The following is a 14,337-nucleotide window of genomic DNA, read 5'->3' as shown; positions in this document are numbered from 1 at the left end:
ATGGGAAGGAAAGAAAGCTTATGCGTAAAGAACAGGAAAGTCCATGGATCGGCCAGGCTGTTTTACAGGTCATGGAAAAGATGGAGTGGGTCAGTGAAAAGTCAAAAAATAAAATCCCCTATACCACAGTAAACGGTGTTCATGACGATAGGAGTAAAGGCAGTGAATTCGCCGGTGATGATGGGATCAACTGGTGGTGCAATGGTTTTTGGGGCGGAATGATGTGGCAGATGTACCATAAGACAGGTGAGGAACGATATATGGAGATTGCCCGGATTTCAGAGGAAAAGCTGGATCAGTGTTTTGAGGATTATTACGGGCTTCATCATGATGTGGGCTTTATGTACCTTCCTACGGCTGTGGCAGATTACCGCCTCACCGGGAATCAGGAATCCAGAAAAAGAGGGCTTCATGCTGCAAATCTGCTGGCAGGGCGGTTTAATCCTGCCGGCCGTTTTATACGGGCCTGGAATGATATACCGGGAAGCAGTGATGATACAAGAGGCTGGGCGATTATTGACTGTCTTTTTAATATTCCCCTGCTTTACTGGGCAAGTGAAGAAACAAAAGATCCCAGGTTCAAACAGATTGCCATGCTCCATGCGGACACGGTTATGGAGCATTTTGTGAGGGGAGACGGCTCGGTATGCCATATTGTGGAGTTTGATCCTTTGACAGGAGAACGGGTAAGGGATTACGGAGGACAGGGCTATGAGACAGGATCTTCCTGGACAAGAGGCCAGGCATGGGGACTTTACGGATTTCTTATGAGCTTTTGTCATACAGGGAAACAGGAATACCTTGATACTGCAAAAAAGATTGCCCATTACTTTATGGCAGCCATCCCGGAAGACGGCATCATCCCGGTGGACTTTCGCCAGCCAAAGAAGCCTGCATGGTGTGACGACACAGCGGCGGCAATTGCAGCCTGCGGTCTGATCGAAATAGGCAGACAAGCCGGAGAGCTGGAACAGGAGATGTATCTTAAGGCGGCAGAAAGGCTGTTAAGGGCTTTGTATGAACATCACTGTGATTTCACCAAAGAAAATGATTCCATTCTCCAGAAAGGAACCGGTTCCTACCACAGCCAGGAACATGAATTTCCCATTATATACGGAGATTACTTTTTCATGGAAGGGTTGTTTAAGCTGAAAGGCCAGGATTTTTTCCTATGGTGATACGTTCCTGTAGTGGGAGCGGTACTGGCTGGGAGTCATGTTTTTATATTTCTTAAACTGCCGCATAAAGTGAAATTCACTTTCATATCCGCAAAAACCTGCCAGGGACTGAATGGACATTTCCGTGGTCCGCAGATAGAAACAGGCATTTTTTAAACGGGCAGATATTACATCCTGCATGCAGGAGGTCCCGAAAAGCTCCTTATAAAGATGCTGAAAGTAAGAGGGGCTCATATGAACTGACTGGGACATGGTTTCAATGGTCCATTTCCTGTGAGGGGCATTTAAAATGGATACCCGAAGGCTGTTCATGATCCCGTAGTATTTATGGGAAGCCGCTTTGTCCGGTTTTTCATGGATCTGGGAAGAAAGGGTGAAAAGGAGAGTCCTCATAAGGGAATCCAGGATCTGTGCCCGGTAAGGGTGAGAGGAATGCTTTTCCATTACAATCAGCCTGCTGTATTCGGAAAGCTGCCCTGCATCAGATAAGGTTACCGGGGTTTGAAAGGGGATTTTTAAATCCATAAGAAAGGGAAGATCCTCTTCAGCCAGATCAAAGTGGATCCAGTCATCATTATAATCCGGCGTGTGGCAGCCGTAATGAACATAAGCATATTTGTCATAAAGAATCACCGTATTGGCAGGGAGATTCCTGTAAATATGGCCGCATTCAAAAAAGGCTTCGGATTTGACCACAAGAAGGGTATAGTCGGGAGAGCCTTCCGGGCGAAGCATGTGAAAGGGTTTCTGATGTCTTGATTCATAACCGCAGTTCAGGATTGAAATCATCTGCTGGCTCCTTTTCATGAGATAGCCTTATTATACCGCCTTTTTACATAGGTGGGAAGCCGGAACTAAAATTTTAACTGAATCAGGCAGCAAAGCGGACTGGGAATGTCTGCCTGGAGAACAGAAAGGAGAATATGGCTGCAGCTGGTTTACACTCAGCCATAAAACAGATATGGAGCAGATTGTAAATGGAATCTGGAAATTGGTATTGGGAGAACCGGAAGAAAAGACACCGGTATCCTTTCAGATGGTACCTATGAAAACGGAGGCAATTCACAGCCTCCCTGTACGGAGAAAAGCACCGGATATCTGCAGGGAGATCCGGTTTGAAGTGACCGTCCGGGGAATCACGGTGACACTTCCCATGGAAACTGATGAGGATATTTATGGTTTTGGCCTGCAGTTAAAGAGCATGAACCATGGAGGAAGAAAAAGAAGGATCAGGGTGAATTCCGATCCGCCGGGAGATACGGGAGAAAGCCATGCACCGGCGCCTTTTTATGTTTCCACTGCCGGGTACGGCCTGTTTGCCGACACGTTCCGCTATGGGGATTTTTATATGGGGACCAATTCCCCAAAGGGAGCATCAGCCGGTAAAGCAGAGGTGAACGAAAAGCACGAGGAATTTTCGGAATCAGCCCTGTATGCATTGAAACGGGCAAAAGAGAAGCGTGCAATCATAATTGACATTCCCCATGTAAAAGGCATTACCCTGTACCTTTTTGCCGGAGAGCTGTTAGAAGTGGTACAGCGCTACAATTTATTTTCCGGAGGGGGATGCCTTCCGCCCATGTGGGGGCTTGGGGTGTGGTACCGGGCCTATGGGGGAAGCAACCAGGAAAAAATCCTTGACATAGCAGGCGGGCTGCGGAAAGACGGGATCCCTGTAGATGTGCTGGGACTTGAACCAGGCTGGCAGTCACACAGCTATTCCTGCACCTATGCATGGTCATCCCTGTTTCCTGAGCCTGACCGGATGATCAGTCAGCTGGCGGATCTGGGCTATAAGCCAAATTGCTGGGAACATGCTTTTGTATATCCGGCATCGGAAATTTATGAAAAGCTTCTGCCATTCAGCGGCGATTACGAGGTGTGGAATGGCCTTGTTCCGGACTTTGCCATGAAGGAGGCCCGTGAAATATTCGGCGGCTACCATGAGCGGGAGCTGGTGGATAAGGGGATCCTTGGTTTTAAGCTTGATGAATGCGATAATTCGGATTATAACCCGTCCAACTGGTCATTCCCGGATTCCTCCCGGTTTCCGTCAGGCATGGACGGAGAGCAGATGCACAATGGGATCGGTTTTCTCTATCAGACCATGATTCTTGAACTATTTCAAAAAAAGAATCTGCGGACCCTTTCCCAGACAAGATCCTCAGGAGCCTTAAGTGCCCCCCTTCCTTTTGTCCTGTACTCTGATCTTTACGATCACAGGGATTTTATCAGAGGAATGGTGACCTCTGGATTTTGCGGGATGCTCTGGTCCCCTGAGGTGCGAAGCTGTGAGAATCCGGAGGACCTTTTGCGAAGAGTGGAAACTGTAGTATTCTCAGCCCAGGCCCTTCTTAACTGCTGGAGGATTCCAAGCCCTCTCTGGAATCAGGTTGACGTGGAAAAGAATTTAAATGGGGAAAAAATGGACCGCTGGGAGTATTATACGGAGGTTTGCAGAGGCTATTTAAACCTGCGCATGAGCCTGCTCCCTTACCTTTACAGTGCATTTATGACCTATCACAGGGAAGGGATTCCTCCTGTCAGAGCGGTGGTTTTGGATTTTCCGGAAGATTCCCGGGCAGCAGTCCTTGACGACCAGTATCTGTTTGGAGAAAGTCTTATGATATGCCCTCTTACCATAAAAGACGGAACCATTCGGAAGGTCTGGCTTCCGGATGGAATATGGCATGATTTCTTTACCGGGGAAATGATAAAAGGCGGGCAGGAGTACCAGGTTCATGCTGATTATGACCAGATACCGGTTTACGTAAAGGACGGGGCTCTGATTCCTTATGCCCAGCCAGTGGAGTGCGTCAGAGAGGATACGGTATTTAAAATCCATGTCCGTTCTTATGGAAAGGGAAGATCATCATTTCCTTTGTATGAAGGAGATTTCCAGACCTTTTCAGATGAAAACAGTGATGATAAGATTGTAATAATAAGAGATGAGAACGGCAAGATCTCATGGGAACGGCATGGCGGCGGCAGCTCCCGGTATGAGTCCGCAGAAGGCATTCCCATCACAAGCAGCTGAGAAAGAAGGTTCCTATGAAAGTGAATAATCCCATACTTAGAGGTTTTCACCCGGATCCGTCGATGATCCGGGTGGAGGATGATTATTATATTGCCACTTCCACCTTTGAATGGTGGCCCGGAGTACGCCTCCATCATTCCAAGGATCTGATTCACTGGGAGCTGATGCCTTATCCCCTAAACGATCCTTCCAGGCTGGATTTAAGGGGAGTAGGGCCTTCCCAGGGAATCTGGGCGCCCTGCCTGACTTATGACAAAGGGACCTTTTATCTGGTTTATACCGTTGTCACGGCCTTTTACTGTAACATGTACGATACCGCCAATTATCTGGTGACTGCAGAGGATATTTCCGGGCCATGGTCCGATCCTGTACCTCTTAATAATTTCGGATTTGACCCATCCCTGTTTCATGACGATGACGGAAAAAAATATATCGTGAGTATGGTAACGGATCACCGGATTCCCCCTAAATATAAAGGCAGGCTGGTTTTGCAGGAATATGATCCGGCAGAAAAGAAGATAACAGGTGAGATAAGGGATATATATCAGGCGGAAAAAATATTTCTGGAAGGCCCCCACATATTGAAACGGGCCGGGTGGTATTATCTCTTTAGCGCAGATACCGGCACAGGCGAAGGACATGGCCAGACCATACAAAGGTCCCGGTCTGTTTGGGGGCCTTATGAGATGTACCAGCCTCCTTACGGCAGCCGTTCTTCTGAAGATGAGGCCTGTTCCATTCTCACTGCCCGCCATGATCCTGATTTCCTTCTTCAGAAATCCGGTCATTGTGATCTGGTAGAGACAGAGCAGGGGGAATGGTACGCGGTCCATTTATGCGGGCGGGCGCTGGAACGGAGGAATGCACCGGACGCGCCTAAGTTTCCCGGAAGCCGCAGATATCCTCTGGGCAGGGAGACTGCCATACAGAGGATGGAATGGACGGCTGACGGATGGCTTCGCCTGGCAAACAACACCACGCTGCCGGATATTGAATTTGATATCGGCGCCCCCCCTTCCTGGACCTGGATAAAACCTCTGGTACGGGATGAATTTGACAGCCCGGTCCTTAACCTGGAATATCAGTCTTTGAGAGTCCCCATGGATGAGACCCACATTTCCCTGACAGAGCGTCCCGGGTATCTGCGCATGTATGGCAGGGAGGGACTGGCTTCCCGTTATCACCAGACCTTGATAGCCAGACGATTTACAGAGTTTAATTTCCAGGTATCAGCATCAATGGAATTTGAACCCCAGGTATTTAAGCAGATGGCAGGGCTCATTCTTCTGTATGATGACCAGAATTATTTTTATCTCCATGTGACCTTTGATGAAGATCTGGGGAAATGCATCAGCATTCTGACGGCTGAGAATAAAAAATACCAATACCCGGTGGGATTCATGCCCATTGAAAAAGACAGGGAGATATTTTTAAAGGCAGAGGTCCACAAGGAAAGACTGCAGTTTTATTGGGGATATGGAGAGGAGCAGTGGACGGCCATTGGCCCTGTTTTAGATGTTTCCATTCTTTCTGATGAAGCATGCCGGGAAGGCTGGTTTACCGGCGCTATGGCAGGGATCTGCTGCCAGGACTTAACCGGATTCCGAAAATATGCTGATTTTGACTGGTTTGAATATAAAACCTGCAATCATCTATAAAAACCGTACTAACATCTTAAAAAATCATGTTTTCCATCCATTCCGTTCCTGATATAGTAAGGGAGTAAGAAACAGGAACGGAAAACAAGGAGGAGAAAGCTATGAGGAAACAAATAATTGCATCCATATTATGTGCCTGTATGGCGGGGACCATGCTGGCCGGGTGCAGCGGGAATTCTGCTTCCGGTACCGCTGGGGCAGATACTGCGGCACCCCAGGGCGAAGTAAAAACAGAGGCAGCATCTTCAGAGGCAGACCAGAAGGCTTCCATCGTTACGGCGCCGACAGAGCTGACGTTCATTTTCGCAGACGGAGACGAGGGAGCCAAGGCATCCATGAATGAAACGGTAAACCGGTTTAATAAAGCTTATCCGGATATTACCGTGAAAATTCAGCCAGGAAACGGCGGGGCTTACAGTGAGTTTTTAAAGACAAAGGAAAGTGTGGGAGAATTTCCGGATGTTATGGAAATGAGGGATACTCCGGTGTATGTGCGTGCAGGAATGCTGGAACCTCTCCCGGAGACGATTGTGTCTCTGTTTAAGAGTACGGTAACTTTTGACGGTAAAACCTATACGGCTCCCCTTGCAGGAGAAAATACTCAGGGAATTATTTATAACAAAAAGTATTTTGATGAAAACGGATTTGCGGAGCCGAAAACATATGATGAATTTCTGGAGCTTTGCCAGAGGATCAAAGACAAAGGGGATATGTCTCCCCTGGTGATCGGCGGCCAGGACATCTGGCACATAGGCTTCTGGTTCTATAAAGCGTATAATGATCAGGTATTAAGCCAGGATCAGGACTTCATCAAACACTGCTATGAAGGTACAAAGAATTTTTCAGATCCAGCCATTGGGGCAACCTTTGAAGAACTCCAGAAGATATTCCAGTACGCACAGGACGGATGGGTGTCAACTCCTGATGCGCAGATCACCACATTTCTGGTGAGCAATATGTCTGCCATGATGTATTCCGGCACCCATATGTTTTCCCAGATCACGGCTGCTGATCCTGATTTTGAAACCGGCTGGTTCCCGGTTCCCAGCCCCGACGGAAAAACCCGTCTGGTAGGCGGAGGCGGAGCAGGAGGACTTGCGATTTCTGCGGAATCGGCTAAGGATCCTAATAAAAAGGCTGCGGCAGAAGAATTTATCCGTTTCTTTTACCAGCCGGAAAATTACAAGGTTTACTGTGATAAGCTGAATGCCATTCCCTCCACAAAGGCAATCCCCGAGCTTGATGCGGCGCCTGTTATGATGGAAGTCATTGACGCGACCAATTCGGCAGATGATTTAAGCGTGATGTGGAACGGACGCATCGGAGATAACGAGCTTCCTCCTGATTTCAGAAACTTTATGTACAAAACAACCATTGAAGTGATTCAAGGACAGCGCGACATCCCTTCCGCATGTGAGGAATTGAATAAAACCTGGCAGGTGGCGATGCAGAGCTTTAATCCTGTGAAAGACGCCAAGTAATCAGTGAGAATGGGGCTGTTTCAAAAACGCAAAGTTTTTGGAACAGCCCTTTATAAAAGAAGTGACTACAGGAAAGGAGATGAAAAAGATGATAAGGAAGAAGAAATCCGGGATGGACTTTGTAACGGTGAGCTTTATTGCACCGGCGTTTTTGTTCTTTACCCTGTTTATCATTGCACCGACCATCGCAAGTGTCTATTACAGCTTTACTTCATGGGATGGCTTGAATCCGGTGGTTCATTTTGTGGGGCTGTCTAATTATAAGGAGATATTCACCAGTGCCCGTTTTGGAAATGCCCTGAAAAACACCATTTTGCTGACTGCTTTTATCTCGGTGCTTGAAAATGCCATGGCACTTATGCTGGCATTGATCGTGGATCATGTGAAATGGGGGAAAAACTTTTTCCGCAGCGCCTTTTATGTGCCGGTCCTGATCAGCGGCATCGTATCCGGTTTTATATGGAAGATCATGTACAATTATAATTTCGGCGCAGTCAACACCATATTAAAGGAGATGGGTATGGGGCAGTTTACCAGGGACTGGCTGGGAAATCCGGGTCTGGCACTGATCATGGTAGGTGTGGTACTGGTATGGAAGGGCGCCGGGTATTATATGATCATCTATCTTGCGTCCTTACAGAGCGTGCCGACAGACGTTGTGGAGGCCGCGGCCATTGACGGAGCCTCTCCCATGCAGCGGTTCCGGGCCATTACCCTTCCCCTTATTTCGGGAGCATTTACCATTAATTTTACCCTTTCCCTTATTAACGGCTTAAAGGTATTTGACCAGATTTCCGTGATGACAGACGGAGGTCCCGGCTTTACCACGGAAACTATCGTATACCTTCTCTATAAAGTAGGCTTTAACGAAGGACGGCAGGGCTTTGGAACCGCAGTAGGAATTGTTCTTTTATTCCTCATACTGATTTTAAATGCGATCCAGCAATCCATCCTGAAGAAAAGGGAGGTGCAGCTGTAGTGAGAGAAGCAAGTGTCTTATCTGGCAGAAAGAAGCAAAAACCGGCGCCTTATGTTTTACTGGCTGTTACCGTGATTTTGGCAGCGCTTTTTTTAGCACCTGTTTTCTTTGCCTTGATCTCTGCATTTAAAAGCAATGGCGAGATCTTAAAAAACCCCATGTCCCTTCCGGCCACCCTCTATTTGAAAAATTTTCAGGACTTATTTGCCCAGTCTGATTTTCTCACGGCTATTAAACACAGTGTGATCCTGACAGTGGTTTCGGAGGTATTGATTGTATGCATCGTCCCCATGGCGGCCTATGCCATGGAGCGGCGGCAGACCAGGGTGACAAAGCTGATTTACATGTATTTTCTGGCCGGAATGATGATCCCTTTTCATCTTTATATGTTCCCTCTCTTTAAGGAGATGAAAATGTTCGGTATATTTGGCACTCTGGCAGGCCCTGTTGTCTGCTACTTATCCGGTTCCGTGGCATTTGGAAGTCTTTTGTACTGCAGCTTTTTAAAAGGAGTACCTTTAGAGATCGAAGAAGCTGCCGAGATTGACGGCTGCAGTCCTTTTCAGACCTTCTGGCAGGTCACTTTTCCGCTCCTCGGGCCATGTACGGCTTCCATGGTGGTATTAAACGGGCTGGGGATCTGGAACGACTTTTTAATGCCTTATCTGGCACTTCCTTCTGACAAGGCGAAAACCATAACCGTTGAAGTGTATTCCTTTGTGGGGCAGTATACGGCAAGATGGGATATTGTTTTTGCAGGAACGGTTTGCTCCATCGTACCTGCGCTGATTATCTTTATCATGCTGCAGAAATATTTTGTAAAGGGGATCACCGCTGGGGCTGCAAAGGGCTGAGTTTCTGCAAGGCAAAAGTGTAATAAATTGTAAAACAAAATTTTCCGTGATAAACTGGTGGTATAAAATCCGGCGGATCGAAGGTGTGGAATTCCATGCCTTCGATTTTGGCGCATTGTAAGAATAAGAGGTGGAACATGAAGATATGGAATAAAAAGCTAAATTTATACCAGAAATTCAGCATGGTCATCCTTTTGCTTGGCCTGCTTCCCATGCTTATTTTATCCACCGTGATCATGAACCGGATGTTCCGGGAATACGGAGAATCCCTTCGGAACAACTATGAACAGGCGGCGGGCTATGTAAATGATTCCATTGGGGATATGTTTGAAACCTATAACGGAATCGCCAAAATGCCTTATTATTATAATTATTCCAGTGAAGGACAGTTTGAATTTAATTACATGTCCTTTGACAATCTGCGCCAGATCATTTATGGGATCGGAGTTGAGCCTGAAAAGGTGGAAGAGATCAGAAGGAATAATATGCGGATATTCTTAAGCAATGTCCAGGCAGTGGATAATTCTATTACAGGAACCCATTTCATTGCCAGGGATTTAGACGGTAATATTCTGCCCTTCCATAAATCCAGAACAGGCCTTCAAAATCCCAAAGATGAAACTGTTTTTAACGAGAGGATGGGATTTGGCAGCCTGGATAAAAACAGCAAGAAGTTCCTTCTGATTCCCTCTCATAAAAATGATTATTTCCCCATGCATGATGAACAGGTATTTACCGTTGCCAGAAACTACTTTGACTTAACAGGGGTGGTGGGAAATTACCATTATGTGGGAACCCTGTTCCTTGATGTGTCTGTGTCAAGGCTTGAGGAAGCGTTCCGGAACATCAATCTGAATCCGGAAGACAGTGTTTTTGTATGTGACCGGGATTTTAACTGCTATTACAGCAGCGATGCAGACTTAATCGGTACGGATCTTTCAAAGAAAAAGGGGATATTAAAAGAAACGGAAGAAAAGTTTGTCATTGAAACGGACTATAATTCCTACGGCTTACAGGTGATCATCACCATGAAAACAAGAACCGTATACCAGAAGCTGAGGCAGATGCAGCACATGATGTATCTTTTTCTTGGTATCTCTCTTGCTGCGCTGATGTGCGGCTCTCTCTGGTTTTCCAGACGCTTAACCAAGCCCATCTATCATATGATGGACCGGATGTCGGAGATTGAAACCGGTAACTTTAAAGTAGAGCTTCCCGTGACTTCGGGAGATGAAATCGGGATCTTATCCAAACGGTTCAACCAGATGTCAAAGGAACTGGAAAATTACATTAATCAGTCTTATGTTGCCCATATGAAACAGGCGGAAGCGGAGATGACAGCCTTAAAATCCCAGATATATCCTCACTTTTTATACAACACCCTGGAAGTGATCCGGATGACGGCTCTTGAACAGGAAGATTCTGTGGTTTCCGAAATGATCGAGGCTTTGTCCACCCAGATCCGCTACATGATCGGCCCCATGCAGGATATGGTGCCTTTGGAGCAGGAAGTGGATATCATCCGTAAATATGTTTATCTGCTGAACTGCCGGATCAAGGGAAAGGTGAAGCTGGTGGTGGAATTAAACGGACTCGGCGGGCAGGGAGTTCCCAAGCTGATTCTTCAGCCCATAGTGGAAAATGCCTTTGTCCATGGGATCAAACCAAAGGATGGAAGCGGAAACGTATTGATCAGCGCAGAGCTTTCGGAAGGCCTGCTGGAAATATCGGTCATGGACAATGGAGTGGGAATGGATGAAGACGCTCTTATGAGACTTCGGACTCTTCTTCTTGGAAATGAACCGGGAATCAAAAATGAGCACAACTGGCAGAGTATCGGATTAAAGAACGTTCATGACCGCATCCGGTATTTATTTGGGGAAGGATATGGGATTGAAGTGACGAGCACACCGTCGGTTGGTACCATGGTGAGAATCATTATGCCATGGAAGAAGGGGGAGGAAGAAGATGTTTCGAATGATTCTGGCAGATGATGAACCGGTGATCACAAAGGGGATTAAAAAACTGGTGGACTGGAAAGGGCTTGGAATAGAAATAACAGGGGAATACGAGGACGGAAAGGCAGCTCTTGACGGAATTATAAGAGAGCAGCCGGACATGGCTCTTCTGGATATCCATATGCCGAAAAAAAGCGGAATTGATATTTTAAAAGAGTTAAAACAGTTAGGAATCAGTACCAGGGTGATTTTTATCAGCGGTTTCCAGGATTTTCAGTATGCAAAGGATGCGCTTACCTATGGGGCGGTGGACTACCTTTTAAAGCCGATTATTAAAGATGAACTGGTAAACACCATTGAAAAATGCCTGATCAGCATGAAAAGGGATACCCTTTTGTTTAAGACAGAGGAAGGAAAAGGGGATGAGCAGATGGAATTTCCCTCTCCTTCCTACAACAAGCTGGTGGAAGTGGAGGAATGCAAATACCTTCCGGTGGTAGCGGAGGTGGTTTGTGATAGGTCCGTAAGCCTTCAGGAGCAGAAGCTGATCCGGTTTTCCGCAATCAGCTTTCTGGAGGATTTCCTTATGGAAAGAAACCAGGGAATTGTATTTGTCAAAAACCGGAATATGGTAATGGTCATAAAAAATCCGGATCAGTGCCAGATCGGAGATCTTCTTTGGGAGATCATGGAAGAGGCGGACCAGGCCATGAAATGCAGACTGGCTTTCATTGTGGGAGAACCGGTGGATTCCATGGGAGAAATTCCGGCGGCTTATGAAAAGTGCCTTTCCATGGAGGGCTATTTCTATTTTGCAGGCCAGTTTCACATCCCGGTTTTCCGGTGGGGAGGTCCTGTTTTTAAAAAGAAGGTGTCCTTAGAGGATATCCGGGAAGGCAGAGCGAAGCTGATGGATGCCATGGTTGCGCAGGATGAAAAAGGATTTACGATGGCCTGTGAACAGTTCAAACGGCTGGTCAGCATTGCGGCGGATGGGAGAAAGGAGGATGCCTGTTTTCACTATGCCAGCACCATCCGTATTCTGGAAGAACGGTTTGACACCCTTGGAATTAAGGGGCCTGAACTGGATTTTAAAGAAATCCTGGATTTGTCAAGAAAGACCGTTGGATACGGGGAACTGGCGGAACAGTTTTTGCAGTATTTCATCCAATACAAAGAGGAGATCAGGCAGGCCGTGGCAAGGGGAGATAAAAAGGATATCATTCATGCCAGGGAATATATCGAAAAGCATTACATGGAGAATTTGACACTGGAGGTGCTGGCGGGTGAGGTTCACATGAACCCCTATTATTTCAGCAGTTTCTTTAAAAAGAGTTCAGGGGAAAACTTTAAGGATTATTTAAATAAGGTTCGAATGAAACACGGAGTATCCCTGCTGGTTTCCACTGATAAAAAGACAGCGGAAATCGCCCGGGAAACAGGGTTTCGGGATCACCGTGCTTTTGCGGAGCTGTTCCATCGCTTTTATGGGGAAACGCCCACCTCTTACCGGAAAAGAATCCGGGAGAAGGGGGATTTTCGTGCTTGATTGAAAGAAAACGCACGTTGGAATATTATACAAATCATGTGCAGTGTATGGCTATGCTCAATTGTAAATCGAAATGCAACCCTTCCGATTCCAGATTGAGATAAAATTTATAAATTAGATATAGATACCAGAAGGTTGCATTCTGGCTTACAAAAATGATTGATGTTCTTTCATTGAATGTTGAGATTACCAGTCTTTTCCGTTTCCTTAGATTGCTTGATTCCTATATCCTAAAAGAGTTGGCGGCAGAACGGAGGATATTGGATGTCTAAATTTTTACTTACGAAGACAGGCTCAGCCTGCAAAAATATCTTAAAGATTCTTTGTCATTTATGGAGATCGCACGCCGCATGGATAAAAATCCAACTACCATCTCCAGAGAAGTGCGTAAATACAGCTCGCACATTGCCACTGGTTATCCCGGGTTTCCTTTCAATGCCTGTAAAAGCAGATTCAATTGCCGGAAGAAAAAAATCTGTGGAAAAGAATGTACTCGTAAATCAGATAGCTACTGTAAGCTGTGCCAGTCCTGTAATGCGAATTGCACAGACTTCCTTGAAGAAATCTGTATGGCAAGATTTCGGGCACCCTATGTCTGCAATGGTTGCCAAACCATTGGTAAGTGCACTCTTCTGAAAACTGTTTATGATGCAGAGCATGCTCACATCCACGCACATGAGAAGATTTCTGCCTCAAGGAGCGGTCTTTGTGTTTCAGAAGGGGAAATTAGCAGACTCAATCATATCATTACGCCTCTCGTGGAACAGGGACAATCGGTCAACCAGATCTATATCAATCATCAGGATGAACTGATGTGCAGTGAAAAGACAATCTATAACTACATTGATGCATGTTTGTTTGACATTAGAAACATTGATTTGCCAAGGAAAGTAAAGTTCCGAGAGCGATACAAAAAGCCGGAATTCAAAGTTGATAAAGGCTGCCGGATCAACCGCAATTATAAAAATTTCTGTGAGTTCCTTGAGAAATCTCCTGACGCGAACCTTGTACAAATGGACTCTGTCATCGGAGAAAAAGGAGGCAAATGCCTTCTTACCCTCCACTTTGTGGAGTGCAGCTTTATGCTTGCTTTTTTACGTGATGCGAATACTTCAAAATCAGTAACCGTTATTTTTGATAACCTGCATCAGACACTGGAGCATGAGCTGTTTAAAAAGCTGTTTCCAGTGATTCTGACCGACAATGGAAGTGAATTCTCAAATCCGAAAGCAATTGAGTATGGACCAGACCTTTTCTCCGGCTTAAGGACCAGAGTATTTTATTGTGATGCTGGAAGTCCATACCAAAAGGGTGCGATCGAAGTAAATCATGAACTGATACGCAGAGTCCTTCCCAAAGGAACAAGCTTTAACAATCTTACACAGGATGATATCAGCTTGATGATGAATCACATTAATTCTTATAAAAGAAAAAAGCTGAACAATCGTAGTCCCTACGAAACCTTCAGCTTTTATCATGGAGAAGAGGTTTTACTAAAACTTGGATGTAATCCGGTTGCCCCCGGAGACATCATGCTAAAACCTGTTCTACTCAAAAAATAATAAATTTGCATGCCGCCAACGTCTAATCTGTCTAAGGAATTAGGGGTGGATTCTCCGATTACAAAAAAATCGAGAGGGAAT

At 46.0% G+C, this 14,337-nt stretch carries 10 protein-coding genes; 9 read left to right on the top strand and 1 reads right to left on the bottom strand.

The genetic code is table 11. From position 1 onward, the window contains the following. The first annotated feature begins 20 nt into the window (after positions 1 to 20). A complete protein-coding gene (locus K401_RS0100950) occupies positions 21 to 1,178 on the top strand; it encodes a glycoside hydrolase family 88 protein (protein ID WP_024291209.1) in 1,158 nt (385 codons plus the stop codon). On the opposite strand, the gene K401_RS0100945 is transcribed toward K401_RS0100950, so the two are convergent. After that, on the bottom strand, positions 1,170 to 1,967 hold the full coding sequence (locus tag K401_RS0100945; protein ID WP_024291208.1) for a helix-turn-helix transcriptional regulator: 798 nt from the start codon (positions 1,965 to 1,967) through the stop codon (positions 1,170 to 1,172). The genes K401_RS0100950 and K401_RS0100945 overlap by 9 nt on opposite strands. A 172-nt stretch (positions 1,968 to 2,139) precedes the next feature. Here K401_RS0100945 and K401_RS0100940 point away from each other — a divergent pair, with 172 nt between their 5' ends. The 8 genes from K401_RS0100940 to K401_RS0100905 all read left to right on the top strand — a co-directional run bounded on the left by K401_RS0100940 (position 2,140) and on the right by K401_RS0100905 (position 14,256). Continuing rightward, entirely contained in the window at positions 2,140 to 4,215 is a 2,076-nt protein-coding gene (locus tag K401_RS0100940; protein ID WP_024291207.1) for a TIM-barrel domain-containing protein, read from the top strand. 14 nt (positions 4,216 to 4,229) lie between these two features. Next, positions 4,230 to 5,873, top strand: coding sequence for a glycoside hydrolase family 43 protein (locus K401_RS0100935; RefSeq protein ID WP_024291206.1), 1,644 nt, complete (start codon positions 4,230 to 4,232; stop codon positions 5,871 to 5,873). Positions 5,874 to 5,974: 101 nt separating this feature from the next. After that, positions 5,975 to 7,354 (top strand): ABC transporter substrate-binding protein, encoded by a 1,380-nt coding sequence (locus tag K401_RS0100930; protein WP_024291205.1) that lies wholly within the window; start codon positions 5,975 to 5,977, stop codon positions 7,352 to 7,354. Between the two features lie 88 nt (positions 7,355 to 7,442). After that, a complete protein-coding gene (locus K401_RS0100925) occupies positions 7,443 to 8,333 on the top strand; it encodes a carbohydrate ABC transporter permease (protein WP_051153102.1) in 891 nt (296 codons plus the stop codon). Then, complete coding sequence (locus K401_RS0100920; protein WP_024291203.1) at positions 8,333 to 9,187, top strand: carbohydrate ABC transporter permease; 855 nt, start codon at positions 8,333 to 8,335, stop codon at positions 9,185 to 9,187. The genes K401_RS0100925 and K401_RS0100920 overlap by 1 nt, the downstream gene beginning before the upstream one ends. 137 nt (positions 9,188 to 9,324) lie before the next feature. Beyond that, positions 9,325 to 11,181 (top strand): sensor histidine kinase, encoded by a 1,857-nt coding sequence (locus K401_RS0100915; protein WP_024291202.1) that lies wholly within the window; start codon positions 9,325 to 9,327, stop codon positions 11,179 to 11,181. Continuing rightward, a complete protein-coding gene (locus K401_RS0100910) occupies positions 11,156 to 12,694 on the top strand; it encodes a response regulator transcription factor (protein ID WP_024291201.1) in 1,539 nt (512 codons plus the stop codon). Before K401_RS0100915 ends, K401_RS0100910 begins: the two co-directional genes overlap by 26 nt. A 272-nt stretch (positions 12,695 to 12,966) precedes the next feature. After that, positions 12,967 to 14,256: an IS30 family transposase gene (locus K401_RS0100905; protein ID WP_027352231.1), complete on the top strand. Its 1,290-nt coding sequence runs from the start codon at positions 12,967 to 12,969 to the stop codon at positions 14,254 to 14,256. Positions 14,257 to 14,337: the final 81 nt, after the last annotated feature.

The organism is Lacrimispora indolis DSM 755, from assembly GCF_000526995.1.
In the GTDB taxonomy this organism is placed as follows: domain Bacteria; phylum Bacillota; class Clostridia; order Lachnospirales; family Lachnospiraceae; genus Lacrimispora; species Lacrimispora indolis.
This window is presented reverse-complemented; position numbering and strand designations above follow the sequence as displayed.

Bases quoted from the DNA above. Each gene is read 5' to 3' on its own strand.
- K401_RS0100915 (WP_024291202.1), top strand. From the start codon at position 9,325: ATGAAGATATGGAATAAAAAGCTAAATTTATACCAGAAATTCAGCATG.
- K401_RS0100930 (WP_024291205.1), top strand. From the start codon at position 5,975: ATGAGGAAACAAATAATTGCATCCATATTATGTGCCTGTATGGCGGGG.
- K401_RS0100945 (WP_024291208.1), bottom strand. From the start codon at position 1,967: ATGATTTCAATCCTGAACTGCGGTTATGAATCAAGACATCAGAAACCC.
- K401_RS0100910 (WP_024291201.1), top strand. From the start codon at position 11,156: ATGTTTCGAATGATTCTGGCAGATGATGAACCGGTGATCACAAAGGGG.
- K401_RS0100940 (WP_024291207.1), top strand. From the start codon at position 2,140: ATGGAGCAGATTGTAAATGGAATCTGGAAATTGGTATTGGGAGAACCG.
- K401_RS0100935 (WP_024291206.1), top strand. From the start codon at position 4,230: ATGAAAGTGAATAATCCCATACTTAGAGGTTTTCACCCGGATCCGTCG.
- K401_RS0100950 (WP_024291209.1), top strand. From the start codon at position 21: ATGCGTAAAGAACAGGAAAGTCCATGGATCGGCCAGGCTGTTTTACAG.
- K401_RS0100925 (WP_051153102.1), top strand. From the start codon at position 7,443: ATGATAAGGAAGAAGAAATCCGGGATGGACTTTGTAACGGTGAGCTTT.